Origin of the sequence: Candidatus Poriferisodalis sp. (genome assembly GCF_965208555.1) — a bacterium.
Taxonomy (GTDB): domain Bacteria; phylum Actinomycetota; class Acidimicrobiia; order Acidimicrobiales; family Poriferisodalaceae; genus Poriferisodalis.
Map to the genome: position 1 here is coordinate 3,114,663 of NZ_OZ242342.1, position 16,857 is coordinate 3,131,519.

Sequence of the window (16,857 nt, forward strand, 5' to 3'; positions counted from 1 at the left end):
CGGGCCAACTAACTGTCGCGCCGCAGCCGCACTGCGGGCAGACTGGCCCTGTGGATGTCCTGGCTGATCTCGAGGCGCGTGGTCTGATCCATCAGACGACTGACCGCCAGGCGCTGACGAAGCGCTTGGAGAGCGGCCCGATCACGGTCTATTGCGGTTTCGACCCCACAGCGGCCAGCCTTCACGTGGGCAACCTCATGGGACTGCTGACGCTGCGCCGGCTGCAACTGGGCGGCCATCGCCCGATCGCTCTTGCCGGCGGGGCGACCGGCATGATCGGCGACCCGAGCGAGCGCTCAGCCGAGCGCAACCTGCTCGATGACGAAGCGCTTGCGCAGAACTTGGAAGGCATCGTGCCGCAGCTGCGCCAGTTCTTGGATTTCGACGACGGGCCCTACGCGGCGAGGCTGCTGGACAACCGCGCTTGGACCGTCGGCGTGGGCGTGCTCGACTTCCTGCGCGAGGTCGGCAAGCACGTCACCGTGCAGCAGATGGTGGGCAAGGAGTCGATTCGCAACCGGCTCGACGACGGCGACGGCCTGTCCTATACCGAGTTCAGCTACATGCTGCTGCAGGCCTACGACTACCTGTGGCTCGCCGAGAACGTCGAATGCGAGCTGCAGGTCGGCGGCTCGGACCAGTGGGGCAACATCGTGCTCGGGATCGACCTGATCCGGCGACGGCTCGGGCGCGCCGCGCATGCGCTGACCTGGCCATTGCTGGTGCGCTCCGATGGCACCAAGTACGGCAAGACAGCGGGCGGCGAGACACTCTGGCTCAGCGCGGAAGCCATGAGTCCGTACCGCTTCTACCAGGCATGGATCGGCGTCGACGATGCCGATGTGGCCAGATTGCTGCGCCAGCTCACCTTTCTGGAGCTGGACGAAGTGCACGAAATCGCTGCGGCCCATGACGCCGAGCCTGGCCGGCGCGAAGGCCAGCGGCGTCTGGCCGCCGAGATCACCCGCATCGTGCACGGCGATGCTGCTGCCACGGCTGCGGCCGGTGCCAGCGAGGTGTTGTTCGGCGGCACCGTGTCGCTGCGCGAAGCATCCGCGTCGGCGCTGGCGTTCGTTGCTGCAGAAGTCCCGTCGCGCCCGCTGCGAGCGCTTGATGCGCCGGTTGTGGACGTGCTGGTCGATGCCGAATTGGCCCAGAGCCGCAGCGAGGCGCGCAGGGCGTTGGCCGAGGGCAGCGTGTACATCAACGGGGACCGCACCAGCGATCCCGACCGACTCGTCGGGTCGCATGATCTGCTGTATGGCCGCTACGTGCTGCTGCGGCGGGGCAAGAAGCGCTGGCACGTCGCGACGGCATCATGACTTTGCCGAGATCGCGCCAAATCAGCCGTTGAGGATGGTTGCGGCGGTGGGTCGCCGCCTGTATTCTCGTGCCTCCCCCTCACGGGCCGCATTGCGGGTCAGAGGGGGGTCCGACACCTCCGGCGGCGTCGCCCGCAGCACTCTTTCGCAGAGGGCAGCGGCAGACGTCGATCGAGTGTCAGCTGCCGGCGACTTCGCCTGAGCAGCGCTCCTTGACAACAGAACAGAGGACGAAAACGCCAGTGCGGGCGATCGGCTGCTGGACTCAGCCGCCGGTCGAACCACACAGCCGGTCTTCGATCTACCCAGATCGGAGGCCAACTTGTTCGTGCCGTCCCATCAAGCCCGCCTCGAGCGGGTCGACATGAGACGGTGCACCAATTCCAGCCAGTTGCTGCCCGGAGAGGGGTCTTCCCCTCACAGAGCAGCACGGGCTCTTCGATCGTGCCAGTGGTGGTTTGCGGCTCAGCCGTACAACCTCGCGGGCTTGATCTCGATGGAGAGTTTGATCCTGGCTCAGGACGAACGCTGGCGGCGCGCTTCATCCATGCAAGTCGAACGAACCCGAGACTTCGGTCTCAATGGGGAAGTGGCGAACGGGTGAGTAACACGTGAGAAACCTACCCCGGAGATGGGAATAGCCCAGGGAAACCTGGATTAATGCCCAATACCCTGCCTGCACCTCATGGTGCGCTCAGGAAACGCTCCGGTGCTCCGGGAGGGTCTCGCGGCCTATCAGCTTGTTGGTGAGGTAACGGCTCACCAAGGCATCGACGGGTAGCTGGTCTGAGAGGACGATCAGCCACACTGGGACTGAGACACGGCCCAGACTCCTACGGGAGGCAGCAGGAGGGAATATTGCGCAATGGGCGAAAGCCTGACGCAGCGACGCCGCGTGGGGGAAGAAGGCCTTCGGGTCGTAAACCCCTTTCAGCAGGGACGAAATTGACGGTACCTGCAGAAGAAGCGCCGGCCAACTACGTGCCAGCAGCCGCGGTAATACGTAGGGCGCAAGCGTTGTCCGGATTCATTGGGCGTAAAGGGCTCGTAGGCGGTTTGGTAAGTCGGGTGTGAAAACTCAGGGCTCAACTCTGAGACGCCACTCGATACTGCCATGACTAGAGTCCGGTAGGGGAGTGTAGAATTCCTGGTGTAGCGGTGAAATGCGCAGATATCAGGAGGAATACCGATAGCGAAGGCAGCACTCTGGGCCGGTACTGACGCTGAGGAGCGAAAGCGTGGGGAGCAAACAGGATTAGATACCCTGGTAGTCCACGCCGTAAACGTTGGGCACTAGGTGTGGGTTCCATCCAACGGGATCCGTGCCGTAGCTAACGCATTAAGTGCCCCGCCTGGGGAGTACGGCCGCAAGGCTAAAACTCAAAGGAATTGACGGGGGCCCGCACAAGCGGCGGAGCATGTTGCTTAATTCGAGGCAACGCGAAGAACCTTACCTGGGTTTGACATGTTGGGGACAGCCGCAGAGATGCGGCCTCCTTATGGTCCCATCACAGGTGGTGCATGGCTGTCGTCAGCTCGTGTCGTGAGATGTTGGGTTAAGTCCCGCAACGAGCGCAACCCTTGTCCTATGTTGCCAGCGCGTAATGGCGGGGACTCGTGGGAGACTGCCGGCGACAAGTCGGAGGAAGGTGGGGACGACGTCAAGTCATCATGCCCCTTATGCCCAGGGCTGCAAACATGCTACAATGGCCGGTACAAAGGGCTGCGAAACCGTGAGGTCAAGCGAATCCCAAAAAGCCGGTCTCAGTTCGGATTGGAGTCTGCAACTCGACTCCATGAAGCCGGAGTCGCTAGTAATCCCGGATCAGCAACGCCGGGGTGAATACGTTCCCGGGCCTTGTACACACCGCCCGTCACACCACGAAAGTTGGCAACACCCGAAGCCAGTGGCCCAACCCGCAAGGGAGGGAGCTGTCGAAGGTGGGGTGAGCGATTGGGGTGAAGTCGTAACAAGGTAGCCGTACCGGAAGGTGCGGCTGGATCACCTCCTTTCTAAGGAGTCACCTCCGAGAATGAGACCACCGTGGTCTCATTCTCAGATGGAGATTCCCAGTTGGAGCACTGGTGCTGTCTGTGTCTGACTGCCGATTTCCATAATCGGCCTGTCACTAGCCAGCTCGTCCTCTGTTCTGCTGCCAGGGAGCGCTGCATCGCGCCCCAGCGCGGGGGCGTAGCGCGGCGGCTCTTTGATAACTGCATAGCGATGCACGAGCATCAAGACCCTCTGCACTGTCACACTTGAGACCGTGGCAGAGGGAATTTGATTCTTCGAGACTGAGTATCGATATACCAAGCTACGAAGAGCCAATGGTGAATGCCTTGGCGCCGAACACCGATGAAGGACGTGATAGGCTGCGATAAGCCACGGGGAGCCGCCGAATAGGCTTTGATCCGTGGATATCCGAATGGGGAAACCCGGCACCTTTTATCGGGTGTCACTCCTGCCTGAATCTATAGGGCAGGTAGAGGGAACGAGGGGAATTGAAACATCTCAGTACCCTGAGGAAAAGAAAGCAACAGCGATTCCCGGAGTAGCGGCGAGCGAAATGGGAACAGCCTAAACCGAGTCCGGTGGTAAAGCCTGGTGGCGTTGCCGGATCGGTGTTGTGGGACATCCCCGACCGAGCACCAGATCGGTCAAGGAGTTACAAAGCAAGCAGATAGCGGAACCGTACAGGAAAGGCGGGCCACAGAGGGTGACAGCCCCGTACGCGAAATCTGTTTGCCTCCTGGGATTGCTCCCGAGTAGCGCCGGTTCCGTGAAGGCCGGCGTGAATCTGCGAGGACCACCTCGTAAGGCTAAATATGTGTCGGCGACCGATAGCGAACTAGTACCGTGAGGGAAAGGTGAAAAGTACCCCGGGAGGGGAGTGAAATAGTACCTGCAACCATTGGTTTACAAGCAGTTGAAGCGCTACTGGGCACTTGTGCCCAAGCGCGACAGCGTGCCTTTTGAAGAATGAGCCAGCGAGTTACGGTGTGTGGCAAGGTTAACCAGTGATGGGAAGCCGGAGCGAAAGCGAGTCCGAACAGGGCGCACAGTCGCATGCTGTAGACCCGAAGCCGTGTGATCTATCCATGGGCAGGGTGAAGCGGAGGTAAGACTCCGTGGAGGCCCGAACCGACCTAGGTTGAAAACTGGGCGGATGACCTGTGGATAGGGGTGAAAGGCCAATCAAACACGGTGATATCTGGTTCTCCCCGAAATGCATTTTGGTGCAGCGTCGCACGTTCAGCCATGGAGGTAGAGCACTGATTGGGCTAGGGGGCCCACAAGCTTACCGACCCCAGTCAAACTCCGAATGCCATGGCTCCAGAGTGCGGCAGTGAGTCCACGGGGGATGAGCTTCGTTGGACGAGAGGGAAACAGCCCAGAGCGCCGGCTAAGGCCCCTAAGTGTGTATTAAGTGGCAAACGATGTGGGATTGCCCAGACAGCCAGGAGGTTGGCTTAGAAGCAGCCACCCTTGAAAGAGTGCGTAACAGCTCACTGGTCGAGTGGTCCTGCGCGGATAATGTAACGGGGCTAAATACACCGCCGAAGCCGCGCCTTTGAATTCGCTTTCGAGCGAATTCGAGGGGTAGGGGAGCGTCGTGCCTGCAGCGAAGCCGGAGCGTGAGCGCCGGTGGAGCGGGTCCGAGTGAGAATGCTGGCATGAGTAGCGAGAGAGGGGTGCGAATCCCCTCCGCCGTAAGCCCAAGGGTTCCTGGGGAAGGCTGGTCCTCCCAGGGTTAGTCGGGAGCTAAGGCGAGGCCGAGAGGCGTAGTCGATGCACAACCGGTTGATATTCCGGTACCACCGCGTGCGCGCCCAGTCCAAAATGCGGTTGCTAAGGGGCTGTCCTCCCTTCGGGGAACGACGAACCGACCCACCGCACCGAGGACAGTAATGAGGGGACGCAGGAGGATAGGTGAACCCAGGCGATGGTAGACCTGGGGTAAGCGAGTAGGACGGGGACTAGGTAAGTCCGGGCCCCATCAAGTCTGAGACGCGATGCCGAGCCGCTACAGGCGAAGTCATTGATTCCATGCTGCCTAGAAAAGCCTCTAGCGAGTTCACGTGGTGCCCGTACCTAAACCAACACAGGTAGGCAGGTAGAGCATACTCAGGCGAACGGGAGAACTGTGGTTAAGGAACTCGGCAAATTGCATCCGTAACTTCGGGAGAAGGATGACCCTGCGATGGTGACGGCACTAGCTGCCCGAGCCGGAAAGGGTGGCACAAAATAGGGGAAAGCGACTGTTTACTAAAAACACAGCAGCGTGCGAAGTCGTAAGACCATGTATACGCTGTGACGCCTGCCCGGTGCCGGAAGGTTACGGGGAACGGTTAGCTCTTCGGAGCGAAGCTGTGAACCTAAGCCCCGGTAAACGGCGGCCGTAACTATAACGGTCCTAAGGTAGCGAAATTCCTTGTCGGGTAAGTTCCGACCTGCACGAATGGCGTAACGACTTTCCCACTGTCTCAACCACAGACCCGGCGAAATTGAAGTACGAGTAAAGATGCTCGTTGGCTACAGAAGGACGGAAAGACCCCGTGGACCTTTACTATAACTTGGTATTGGGTTGTGGCACGTGTTGTGTAGGATAGGTCGGAGACTAGGAAGCGTGTGCGCCAGCATGCGTGGAGTCACCCTTGAAATACGACCCTGCTCATGTCGGAACTCTAACCTAGGACCCTGATCGGGTTCGGGAACAGTGCCAGGCGGGTAGTTTGACTGGGGCGGTCGCCTCCCAAATGGTAACGGAGGCGCCCAAAGGTTCCCTCAGACTGGTTGGCAATCAGTCGTCGAGTGCAATGGCACAAGGGAGCTTGACTGTGAGACATACAGGTCGAGCAGGTGCGAAAGCAGGGCATAGTGATCCAGCGATTGCGTGTGGAAGCGTCGTTGCTCAACGGATAAAAGGTACCCCGGGGATAACAGGCTCATCTTCCCCAAGAGTCCATATCGACGGGAAGGTTTGGCACCTCGATGTCGGCTCATCGCATCCTGGGGCTGAAGCAGGTCCCAAGGGTTGGGCTGTTCGCCCATTAAAGCGGTACGCGAGCTGGGTTTAGAACGTCGTGAGACAGTTCGGTCCCTATCCTCTGTAGCCGTAGGAGATTTGAGGAAAGCTGTCCGTAGTACGAGAGGACCCGGATGGACGCAGCTCTCGTGTGCCAGTTGTTCCGCCAGGAGCACGGCTGGTTGGCGACCTGCGGAAGGGATAAGCGCTGAAAGCATCTAAGCGCGAAGCCTGTTCCAAGATGAGATCTCCCACTGGTACAACCAGGTAAGGCCCGTGGCAGATAACCACGTTGATAGGCCGGATGTGTAAGCGCAGCAATGCGTTCAGCAGACCGGTACTAATCGGCCGAGGGCTTGGTATCGGTACTCAGCCTCGAGGAAGCGCACCTGGCAGTGCGCTGTGCGTGCATCGCTGTGCAGTCTTCACCGGTCTGCGCTCGGCCTGTCACCATTCGACTGGTCGAATGCGCACAGATCTCCGGTGGTTATGGCGGCAGGGCCACACCCGTTCCCATTCCGAACACGGAAGTTAAGCCTGCCAGCGCCGATGGTACTTGGGGGCAATTCCCCTGGGAGAGTAGGTCGCCGCCGGAACCCCGAACCCCCGTCGTGTATGCGACGGGGGTTCTTCGCGTCTGGGGGCCTAGCCTCGAGGAGTGACGCAGAACCGGCGCCCGCCTCGCAAGGGCTCACCCCGCAAGGGCCCGCCTCGCCGCCGCTCTGGCCCTCCTCGCCGGAGTGACAAACCGGTTGACGACGTTGCCGAACAGGCAGCCCGACGGACCGATTGGGGTGGCGTGGCCCGCAAGGGAGCCTCGGTGCTCCGGCCCATTCCCGGCGCTGATCGAGGCGATGCCTACGCGGCGAAGGCGCCGGAACGACGCAGTCCTCGACCGGAGCCTCCACCGAAGCCTCAGCGTGCGGAGCGTTCGCGCCCCGATGCGCAGCGCCGCCGGCGGCCGGACGTGCGGCTGGACATTCCCCAGTTGGATCCGACCGGCCTGCGCGGCATGCCGGCTGAGGAGCAGCAGCGGCTGGCACGGCGCCTGCGCGATGCAGGAGAGGACTTCCTGGCCGAGCGATTCGGTGACGCGCACGTCATCCTGCGACCGCTCGCATCCCGCTATGCAGCCGTCGCCGAGGTGCAGGAGCTCTTCGGGCTGACGCTGTACCGGCTCGGCCGGTGGACTGCGGCATCCCACCGGCTCGAGCAGTACGAAGCGATGACGGGTGCCGTCGACCAGCTGCCGGTGCTGGCGGACTGCTACCGGGCACTGGGACGGCTGAACGACGTGCATGACGTGTGGGACCGGTTGAGGCATGCTGATCCCGACGCCCAGACGATCACCGAGGGGCGCATCGTGGCAGCGGGGGCACTGGCCGATGAGGGTCGCCCACGCGACGCCATACGCCTGCTCGAGGCAGGCCCGCTGCGACCCAAGCGCCCCAAAGAGCATCACCTCCGGCTGTGGTACGCGCTCGCGGATCTGTACGACCGTGTCGGTGATCTACAGCGTGCCCGGCGCGGATTCGCCCGGATTGCCGACACCGAACCCGGGTTCGTGGATGTGGCTGACCGGCTGGCCGCGCTCGGCACTGGAGACACTGGGCAGCAGGGGACACCGAAGTAGCGGAGAGGCGCCGCGCGGCCCGCCGCAGATGGCTCGAAGAGTCAGTCTTTCGGCGCAAGCGCGCGGATAGAGTGAACCCGTCATTCGGCACGCGCCGCCCCCAGTACCAGCCCTCAGTACCGGCGCCGCCAGATAACGCGAGGCAAGCGGTACATCGTGACTACCGACATCGAGCGCCTGCTGGGCGAGCAGGCCTCCTATTTGCTGGACCACAAGTGCGAAGGCATCGGACGGGACCTGCTCACCCTGCCCGGGCCGGACTTCGTGACCGATGTCGTCGCCGGCACCGACCGTTCGCCGCAAGTCATGCGGAGCCTCCAGTCGCTATTCGACCATGGTCGGCTCGGTGGCACGGGCTACGTCTCCGTCCTGCCCGTGGACCAGGGCATCGAGCACACTGGCGCCGCCTCGTTTGCGCCGAACCCGATCTATTTTGATCCGGCCTCCATCGTGGAGTTGGCGGTCGAGGGCGGCTGCAATGCCGTGGCCACGACGTTCGGCGTGCTCGGCGCGGTGTCCCGCCGCTACGCCCACCGCATCCCGTTCATCGTCAAGATCAACCACAACGAACTGCTGACCTACCCAGCCTCCTACGACCAGATCATGTTCGGCTCGGTCCAGCAGGCGCACGAGCTCGGAGCAGCCGGCGTCGGCGCGACGATCTACTTCGGCTCGGCCGAGAGCGGCCGCCAGATCACCGAAGTGGCCGCCGCGTTCTCCGAGGCGCATCGCCTCGGCATGTTCACCGTGCTGTGGTGCTACCTGCGCAACTCCGACATCAATGTCGAGGGGGTCGACCATCATGTCGCCGCCGATGCCACCGGGCAGGCCAACCACATCGGCGTGACCATCGAGGCCGACATCATCAAGCAGAAGCTGCCGGAGAACAACGGAGCCTTCGTCTCGGTGCCGGGCTTCGGCAAGACCCATGCGGCGGTGTACGACCGGCTGACGACCGATCACCCGGTGGACCTGTGCCGCTGGCAGGTGGCGAATTGCTACATGGGACGCGTGGGACTCATCAACTCCGGCGGCGCCAGTTCGGGGGCGACCGATCTGGCCGAGGCCGTCACCACGGCGGTGGTCAACAAGCGAGCAGGCGGCATCGGGCTGATCTCCGGGCGCAAGGCATTCCAGAGGCCCATGGCCGAAGGCGTCGAGCTGCTCGGCGCCATCCAGGACGTCTATTTGGACCAGGCGGTGACCATCGCCTGAGGCGTGATCCCACCCGGCTGCGGCCACGCAGCCGCGGCTAGCGTGGTCGCCTGGAGCGGCCGCACTCCGCGGCTCCGAGACCGCGAGCCGTTTCTCTCAGAAGCCCTTCGACCAGGAGACACAGTGACCGACACCGCATCGCGCGAACTGCCGCTGCAGGAGATCGATGAGGTCATCATTCGCTTCGCCGGCGACTCCGGCGATGGCATGCAGCTCACCGGTGACCAATTCACGAGCATCTCCGCAGCGCTCGGAAACGATCTGTCCACGCTGCCAGAGTTCCCCGCCGAGATCCGCGCCCCGCAAGGCACGCTCGCCGGTGTCTCGGCGTTCCAGGTGCGCATCTCCGACTTCGACATCACTACGCCGGGCGATGCCCCCACGGTGCTGGTGGCGATGAATCCGGCGGCGCTCAAGGCGCAGCTGCACAACCTGGCGCAGGGCGGCGCGCTCATCTTGAACACCGATGCCTTCAACGACCGCAACCTGGAGAAGGCCGGCTATTCGAGCAACCCGCTCGACGACGGCACGCTGGACGACTACCGCTCCTACCCGGTGCCGATGAGCCAGATCACCCGGGACGCCGTGGCCGAGCACGGTGTCAAACCCCGCGACGCGGAGCGCTCCAAGAACTTCTTCGCGCTCGGCCTGATCTCATGGATGTACACCCGCCCGGTCGAGCCGACGCTCGAGTTCATCAACACCAAGTTCCGGGGCCGCGAGCAGGTCATCAATGCCAATACCGCAGCATTCAAGGCTGGCTACAACTTCGGCGAGACGGCGGAGATCTTCGAGGCCCACTACGAGGTGAAGCCCGCCCCGCTGGCACCCGGCGAGTACACCAACGTGAACGGGAACACCGCGCTGGCCTGGGGCTGCGTCGTGGCGGGCCAGCTGGCCCGCCTGCCGGTGTTCCTCGGCTCGTACCCCATCACGCCGGCCTCGGACATCCTGCACGAGATGTCGCTGAAGAAGAACTTCGGCGTGCGGACGTTCCAGGCCGAAGACGAGATCGCCGCGGCAGCGTCGGCGGTTGGGGCGGCTTTCGGCGGGGCGCTGGCGTTCACCTCCACATCGGGGCCCGGCTTGGCACTGAAGGGCGAGACGCTCAGCCTTGCGGTCAGCCTCGAGCTCCCGATGGTGGTGCTCGACATCCAGCGCGGCGGCCCGTCGACGGGCCTGCCCACCAAACCCGAGCAGGCCGATCTGATGATGGCCATGTACGGGCGGCATTCCGAGTCGCCGCTGCCGGTCGTGGCCCCGCGCAGTCCTGCCGACTGCTTCGACATCGCGATCGAGGCGTCTCGCATCGCGCTGAAGTACCGCACGCCCGTCATCGTGCTGTCGGACGGCTACCTGGCGAACAGCTCCGAGCCGTGGCTGCTGCCCGACGTCGACCAATTGCCCGACATCGGCGTCGACTTTGCGACCGAGTTCAACGGCACCAACGAAGACGGCGACGGCATCTTCCTGCCGTACCTGCGGGATCCCGACACGCTGGCTCGCCCGTGGGCCATCCCCGGCACGCCCGGACTGATGCACCGTGTGGGCGGCATCGAGAAAGAGGACCGCACCGGCAACATTTCCTACGACCCAGAGAATCACCAGCTGATGGTCGATCTGCGGCAAGCCAAGATCGACGGCGTCGACGTGCCCGATGTCGAGGTGGCGGGCGATGTCGATGCCGATCTCGTGGTGCTGGGCTGGGGCTCCACGTGGGGCGCCATCGACGCGGCTGCGGGCCGGCTGCGCGACGAGGGACAGCGGGTGGCGCATGTTCACCTGCGACATCTCCATCCGCTGCCCGGCAATCTGGGCGACGTGCTGCGGCGCTACCGGGCCGTGGTGTGCCCCGAGATGAACAAGGGCCAGCTGTGTGATCTGGTGCGGGCGAAATACCTGATCGACGTCGAGCACGTGGGCAAGATCGACGGCGTGCCGTTCACCACCGGCGAAGTGACCTCCGCAATCCGCAAGCGCTTGGAAGAGCTGGCGGGAATCACAGCAACGAGCCCATGACCGACGAGTCCAGCGAGCACCAACAGAGGCAGCCAACACGATGACCGACACCTCGATCACGCCGACGACACAGCCAGGAGACTGGGCCTCCGACCAGGAGGTCCGCTGGTGCCCGGGCTGCGGCGACTACTCCATCCTCACCGCGATGCGGATGCTGATGCCGAGCCTGGGCACCGAGCCTCACAACACGGTGTTCGTGTCGGGCATCGGCTGTGCTGCCCGGTTCCCGTACTACATGAACTCCTACGGCGTGCACGGCATCCACGGCCGGGCGCCCGCAATCGCCACCGGCTTGGCGATGGCCCGGCCCGATCTCGACGTCTGGGTGATCGGCGGCGACGGCGACATGCTGTCGATCGGCGGCAATCACCTGATCCACGCTCTGCGGCGCAACGTCAAGATCAAGGTGCTGCTGTTCAACAACCAGATCTACGGCTTGACCAAGGGCCAGTTCAGCCCCACGAGCGAGATCGGCAAAGTCACCAAGAGCTCGCCGATGGGCTCGCTCGACGCACCGTTCAACCCGCTCGCTGTGGCGCTCGGCGCCGAGGCCTCATTCGTGGCGCGCACGCACGACATGGATCGCCAGCACATGATGGACACGTTCCGCCGGGCGCATGAGCACGATGGCGCCGCGTTCGTGGAGGTGTTCCAGAACTGCAACGTCTTCAATGACGGCGCGTTCGAAGGGGTCACCAAGAAGCAGAACCGCGATGCCAACCTCATCCCGCTGACGCACGGCGAGCCCATCCGCTTCGGGGCGGACGGCGAGTTCGGCGTCATCGACGAATCGGGCTGCGCCCGGGTTGTGCACACGGCCGACGTGGACACTGACGAACTGCTCACCCACGACGAGACGAAGCACGATCCCTCGACGGCGTTCATGCTGGCGCGTCTCGCGCGCGGACCGTTCGAGCCGACGCCGATCGGCGTGTTCCGCGCGGTGCGGCGCAGCGAGTACGCCATGGCTTCTACCCGGCAGCTGGCCGCAGCCCAGGAAAAGCAAGGTGCCGCTGACATTGCGCAACTGTTGCGTTCACGCGGCACTTGGCACGTCTGAACCACCTTCTTCCTCCGCAGAAACCACTGCGGTACGCCGTGGGCGCGCTGGTACTTTCGGCTGCATGAATGCCGTGCGACGACGCCTCGACAACGAGCTCGTCCGCCGCCGCATGGCTTCCTCACGGACGGCGGCGCAGGCGCTCATCTCCGACGGTCGGGTTCTCGTAGGCGGTTCCGTCGCGCACAAGCCGTCCCGGATGGTCTCGCCCGCCGAGCCGGTCCGGCTCAGCGGTGATCCAGCGCGATTTGTCTCCCGCGGCGGGGACAAGCTGGATGCGGCCCTGGACGAATTCGGTATCGATGTAAGGGGACGGCGCGCCCTCGACGCCGGTGCCTCCACCGGCGGCTTCACCGATTGCCTGCTGCAGCGGGGCGCAGCGGAAGTCGTAGCGATCGATGTCGGCTGGGGACAGCTCGATGCCCGCCTGCGCGCAGATGCCCGGGTCACGGTGCGGGAGCGGTGCAACATCCGTCATGTCGGTCCGGCGGACATCGGCGGCGACGCCAGCATCACGACCGCTGATCTGTCGTTCATCTCGCTGCGGGCGGTGATGGCCAATCTCGCGGCGTGCACGGCACGCGCAGGAGACGCAGTGCTGCTCGTCAAGCCGCAGTTCGAAGCCGGCCGGCGCGAGGCCTCGCGAGGCAAGGGGGTGGTACGCGATCCGGACGTATGGCGGCACGTGCTCGACGACGTGGCGTCGAGCGCGTCGGCCAATGGCCTCGTTCCTGCCGGCGTTGCCGTGTCGTCGTTGCGAGGCGCCGCAGGCAATGTCGAGTTCTTCCTGCACTGCCGGCGGCCTGCGGACGGCGGCCACCCGTCAGCCGGCGATTCCGCCGGCGCCGGGCGCTTCGATCTCGCCGCCGCTGCCGGCGCGGCGGCACGGCATGCCGAAGTGACTCATGGAACAGCGGAGAGGGTGCCATGAGTGCGGTGCTCATCGTCGCTCACGCCGAGCGCGCCGAGGCGCTGTCGGCGGCCAAGGGCTTGGTGGACTGGCTCGAGAACGAGGGCCATTCCGTGCAGATGGGACGCACTGAGGCGGTTGCCATCGATCGCAGCGACCTGATAGCGGCCGAGCCGATCCCCACAGCCCCCGACCTCGCCGTGAGCGTCGGCGGCGACGGCACGATGCTGCGCTCGGTTGACTTGGTCGCGGCAGCAGGAGTGCCGGTGCTCGGAGTCAACGTCGGCCACCTCGGCTACCTGACAGAGTTCGAGCCCGCGCAGCTTGTCGAGGTTGTCGGCGCAGCCCTCGATGGATCGCTGGGCACCTCCGAGCGGATGATGGTCAGCGCAACAGTGCGCCGGGCGCCGGGCGCCGATCCCGATGACGCCGACGAGGAAGCGGCATGGACGGGATTGAACGAGGTCGTGCTCGAGAAACGCGACCCGGGTCACACCGTGCGGTTGGAAGTGTGGCTCGATGGCGATGTCTTCGCGACGTATGCGGCGGACGGCCTCATCGTGTCCACCCCGACGGGATCCACTGCGTACAGCCTGTCGGCGGGCGGCGCCGTAGTTGCTCCGACGCACTCCTCGCTGCAAGTCACACCGGTCGCGCCGCACATGCTGTTCGATCGCTCCCTGCTGCTGTCGGCGGACACCGAGATCGGCATCCGGGTGATCAGCGAACGGCCGGCGCTTGCCGCCGTGGACGGGCGCTCGGCCACGATGCTGGCGACGGGCGATGAACTCGTCGTGACGCGTGCCCCCTATGACGCGCGATTTGTCACTGCCGGCGGCGACAGCTTCCATCGCGTGCTGAAGCACAAGTTCGGCCTCAAGGACCGCTGATGCTCGTCGAGCTGGCGGTGCACGATCTTGGCGTCATCTCCCATGCCAACTTGGTGCTCGGCGAAGGCATGACGGCGCTGACCGGCGAGACGGGCGCCGGGAAGACCCTTGTGGTGCAGGCATTGCAGCTGCTGATGGGCGGGCGAGCCGATCCGGCGATGGTGCGCACCGGCGCAGTGGAGGCGGTGGTCGAGGGCAGGTTCGTGCACCCCGACGGCAGCGAGCGGGTGCTGCGCCGCGTGGTCCCTGCGACCGGCCGCAGCCGTGCCTATGTGGACGGTGGCATGGCCTCGGCAACCGAACTCGCCGAGCTCGGAACCGGGCTGGTTGACCTGCATGGGCAGCACCAGCACCAATCGCTGCTGAGCTCTCGCACCCAGCGTGAGGCGCTGGATCGCTGGGGCGGTATCGATGTGCGCCCCTTGGCGGCGGCGCGCACCGAATTGCGGGCGCTGACCGAGAACCTGGCTGCGCTGGGCGGCGACGCGCGCGCCAGGGCGCAGGAGATCGATCTCTTGAGATACCAGGTTGACGAGATCGCTGTGGCACAACTCGACGACCCAAACGAGTTGGAGTGGATCGCCGAGCGAGAGGACTTGCTGGCCGACGCAGCGACGATCCTCGAGGATGGTCAAGCGGCCCGCCAAGCACTCGCTGGCGACGACGGGACGATCGACAAGCTGGGCGCCGCGGTGGCCCTGCTGGCCTCCCGGAAGGCGTTTGCCCCGGTCAGCGACCGCTTGGAGGCCGTCGCTGCCGAATTGGACGACATCGTCGCGCAGCTGAGAGACGTGCTCGAGACGATCGATGACGACCCGCAGGCGCTGGCCGAAGCCCGTGCCCGGCACCAACTCCTGCGCGGGCTCACCCGCAAGTACGGCGACACGCTCGCAGATGTCAGGGCATTCGGTGCCCGAGCGGCCGAGCGTCTCTCGCAGCTGGAACGCCACACCGAGCTTGCAGCAGAGCTTGAGGCTGGCATCGAAGCCGCACAAAGCCACGTCCACGCTGAAGCTGATGTGGTGGCTGAAGCTCGTCGCGCAGCCGCACCTGGCCTCGCCGCTGCGGTGAGCGAGCACTTGGCGTCGTTGGCGCTGGAGGGCGGCACGCTGGAGGTCAGCGTGGCCGGCGATGCACCGAGCGACAGCATCGAACTGCGTTTCAGCGCGAATCGCGGCTCCCCGCCAGCACCATTGTCGAAGGTGGCCTCGGGAGGCGAGCTGGCACGCGTCATGCTGGCGCTGCGGCTCGTGCTGACTGCCGGACCTCCGACCTTGGTATTCGATGAAGTCGACGCCGGCATCGGTGGCGAGACAGCTGTGGCAGTCGGTCGGTCGCTGGCTTCGCTGGCGGAGCACCACCAGGTACTGGTGGTGACGCATCTCCCGCAGGTCGCAGCATTCGCACACGACCAGGTGGCCGTTCGAAAAACCGACGACGGCGACGCGGTGGCATCCGACCTTGTCGCTGTGACGGGAGAGGATCGCATCAGTGAGCTGGCACGGATGCTCGCGGGTCAGCCTGCGTGGGCGAGCGGCCGCCAGCACGCATCCGAGCTGCTGGAGGCGGCGGCGCGAGGCGGCACCTCGGTGTGAGCACTTCCCGCTCGCTTTCGTTGTGGGGGCGTCACCGCTCCCGCCGCGACCGTGGCAACAGCCAAGTGGAGTATGCGGGACGGTGCCGTGTGGATCGCCGCACCAAGAACCTGCTGAGCCGCCTCGAGCGGGGTGACATCGCGGTCATCCACCATGCCGATCTTGACCGGGTCGCCGCGGACGGGCTGCTGGCAGCGGGCGCGATCGCCGTCATCAACGCGGAATCGACGATGACCGGCCGGTACCCGGCGCTGGGCGGCCTCACGCTCGCGCAAGCAGGGGTGCCAGTACTGGAGGACATCGGCGAGGGGGTGTTTGCGTCGCTTCACGACGGCGAGGAGATAGCCATCACCGGCGATGAGCTGCTGCGCGGCGACCAAGTGATCGGGACCGGATATCGCCGCGATGCCGAGTACTTCGAACGCGTGCTGGAATCGGCGCGGGTAGCGGTGCGCAGCGAACTCGGGAGCTTTGCCCGCAACACGCTCGAGTATCTGGAGAAGGAACCGCAGGTCCTGACCGACGAGCTGGAGATCCCGCCGCTGCGGCACGAGCTGCGTCGTCGCCATGTGCTGGTGGCAGTACGCGGCATCGACTACCGCGAGGATCTGCGCGCGCTTCGCCGTTCGGGCTACATGTCCGACATGCGGCCGGTCATCATCGGGGTGGACGGCGGCGCCGATGCGCTGCTCGACACCGGGCTGGTGCCGCACATCATCATCGGCGATTTCGACTCGGTGTCCCCACGGGCACTCGGGTGCGGGGCGCAGCTCATCGTGCATGCTTATCCCGAGGGCGGCGCGCCGGGTTCGGCGCGCCTCGACGCCGCCGGCCTGAGCTATGACGTCATCGCTGCGCCCGGCACCAGCGAGGATCTCGCCTTGCGGCTGGCCTACGAGCAGCGAGCCGAGCAGATCGTCGAAGTCGGATCGCACACGTCGATGGTCGACTTCTTCGACAAGGGCCGTCGAGGCATGGCCTCCACCTTCCTGACCCGGATGCAGGTGTCTCCGGTACTCGTGGATGCGAAGGGAGTGAGCCGCCTGTACCGCACCCAGGTGCGCAAGCGCGACATGGCCATGCTGATCGTCTCGGCGCTCGTCACCATCGGCGTCATTGCTGCAGTGACCGAGCCGGGCAGGCTGCTGCTTCGCACGCTGTGGATCAACATGGGCCTGTAGATCGG

The 16,857-nt window shown here is 64.6% G+C and carries 9 protein-coding genes and 3 rRNA genes; all 12 read left to right on the top strand.

What is annotated here, in order from left to right; translation table 11 throughout:
• The first annotated feature begins 50 nt into the window (after window positions 1–50).
• The 12 genes from tyrS to steA all read left to right on the top strand — a co-directional run bounded on the left by tyrS (window position 51) and on the right by steA (window position 16,852).
• Complete coding sequence (gene tyrS / locus ACOGXE_RS14325; protein ID WP_419931580.1) at window positions 51–1,322, top strand: tyrosine--tRNA ligase; 1,272 nt, start codon at window positions 51–53, stop codon at window positions 1,320–1,322.
• 493 nt (window positions 1,323–1,815) lie between these two features.
• Window positions 1,816–3,335: ribosomal RNA gene (locus ACOGXE_RS14330) — 16S ribosomal RNA — on the top strand.
• 295 nt (window positions 3,336–3,630) lie between these two features.
• A 23S ribosomal RNA gene (locus ACOGXE_RS14335) occupies window positions 3,631–6,713 on the top strand.
• 115 nt (window positions 6,714–6,828) lie between these two features.
• Window positions 6,829–6,945: ribosomal RNA gene (gene rrf / locus ACOGXE_RS14340) — 5S ribosomal RNA — on the top strand.
• The 16S, 23S and 5S rRNA genes sit together here, the layout of an rRNA operon.
• Window positions 6,946–7,337: 392 nt before the next feature.
• Complete coding sequence (locus tag ACOGXE_RS14345; protein WP_419931581.1) at window positions 7,338–7,982, top strand: tetratricopeptide repeat protein; 645 nt, start codon at window positions 7,338–7,340, stop codon at window positions 7,980–7,982.
• Window positions 7,983–8,138: 156 nt separating this feature from the next.
• Window positions 8,139–9,197, top strand: a complete 1,059-nt coding sequence (locus ACOGXE_RS14350) for a class I fructose-bisphosphate aldolase (RefSeq protein WP_419931582.1) — start codon at window positions 8,139–8,141, stop codon at window positions 9,195–9,197.
• A 123-nt stretch (window positions 9,198–9,320) separates the two neighbouring features.
• Window positions 9,321–11,216: a 2-oxoacid:acceptor oxidoreductase subunit alpha gene (locus ACOGXE_RS14355; protein ID WP_419931583.1), complete on the top strand. Its 1,896-nt coding sequence runs from the start codon at window positions 9,321–9,323 to the stop codon at window positions 11,214–11,216.
• A 40-nt stretch (window positions 11,217–11,256) separates the two neighbouring features.
• Window positions 11,257–12,276, top strand: a complete 1,020-nt coding sequence (locus ACOGXE_RS14360; protein ID WP_419931584.1) for a 2-oxoacid:ferredoxin oxidoreductase subunit beta — start codon at window positions 11,257–11,259, stop codon at window positions 12,274–12,276.
• 64 nt (window positions 12,277–12,340) lie between these two features.
• On the top strand, window positions 12,341–13,207 hold the full coding sequence (locus tag ACOGXE_RS14365; RefSeq protein WP_419931585.1) for a TlyA family RNA methyltransferase: 867 nt from the start codon (window positions 12,341–12,343) through the stop codon (window positions 13,205–13,207).
• Window positions 13,204–14,076: an NAD(+)/NADH kinase gene (locus ACOGXE_RS14370; protein ID WP_419931586.1), complete on the top strand. Its 873-nt coding sequence runs from the start codon at window positions 13,204–13,206 to the stop codon at window positions 14,074–14,076. The genes ACOGXE_RS14365 and ACOGXE_RS14370 overlap by 4 nt, the downstream gene beginning before the upstream one ends.
• Window positions 14,076–15,671 (top strand): DNA repair protein RecN, encoded by a 1,596-nt coding sequence (gene recN, locus ACOGXE_RS14375; RefSeq protein ID WP_419931587.1) that lies wholly within the window; start codon window positions 14,076–14,078, stop codon window positions 15,669–15,671. The genes ACOGXE_RS14370 and recN overlap by 1 nt, the downstream gene beginning before the upstream one ends.
• Before the next feature lie 65 nt (window positions 15,672–15,736).
• On the top strand, window positions 15,737–16,852 hold the full coding sequence (gene steA / locus ACOGXE_RS14380) for a putative cytokinetic ring protein SteA (RefSeq protein ID WP_419933528.1): 1,116 nt from the start codon (window positions 15,737–15,739) through the stop codon (window positions 16,850–16,852).
• Window positions 16,853–16,857 lie beyond the last annotated feature (5 nt).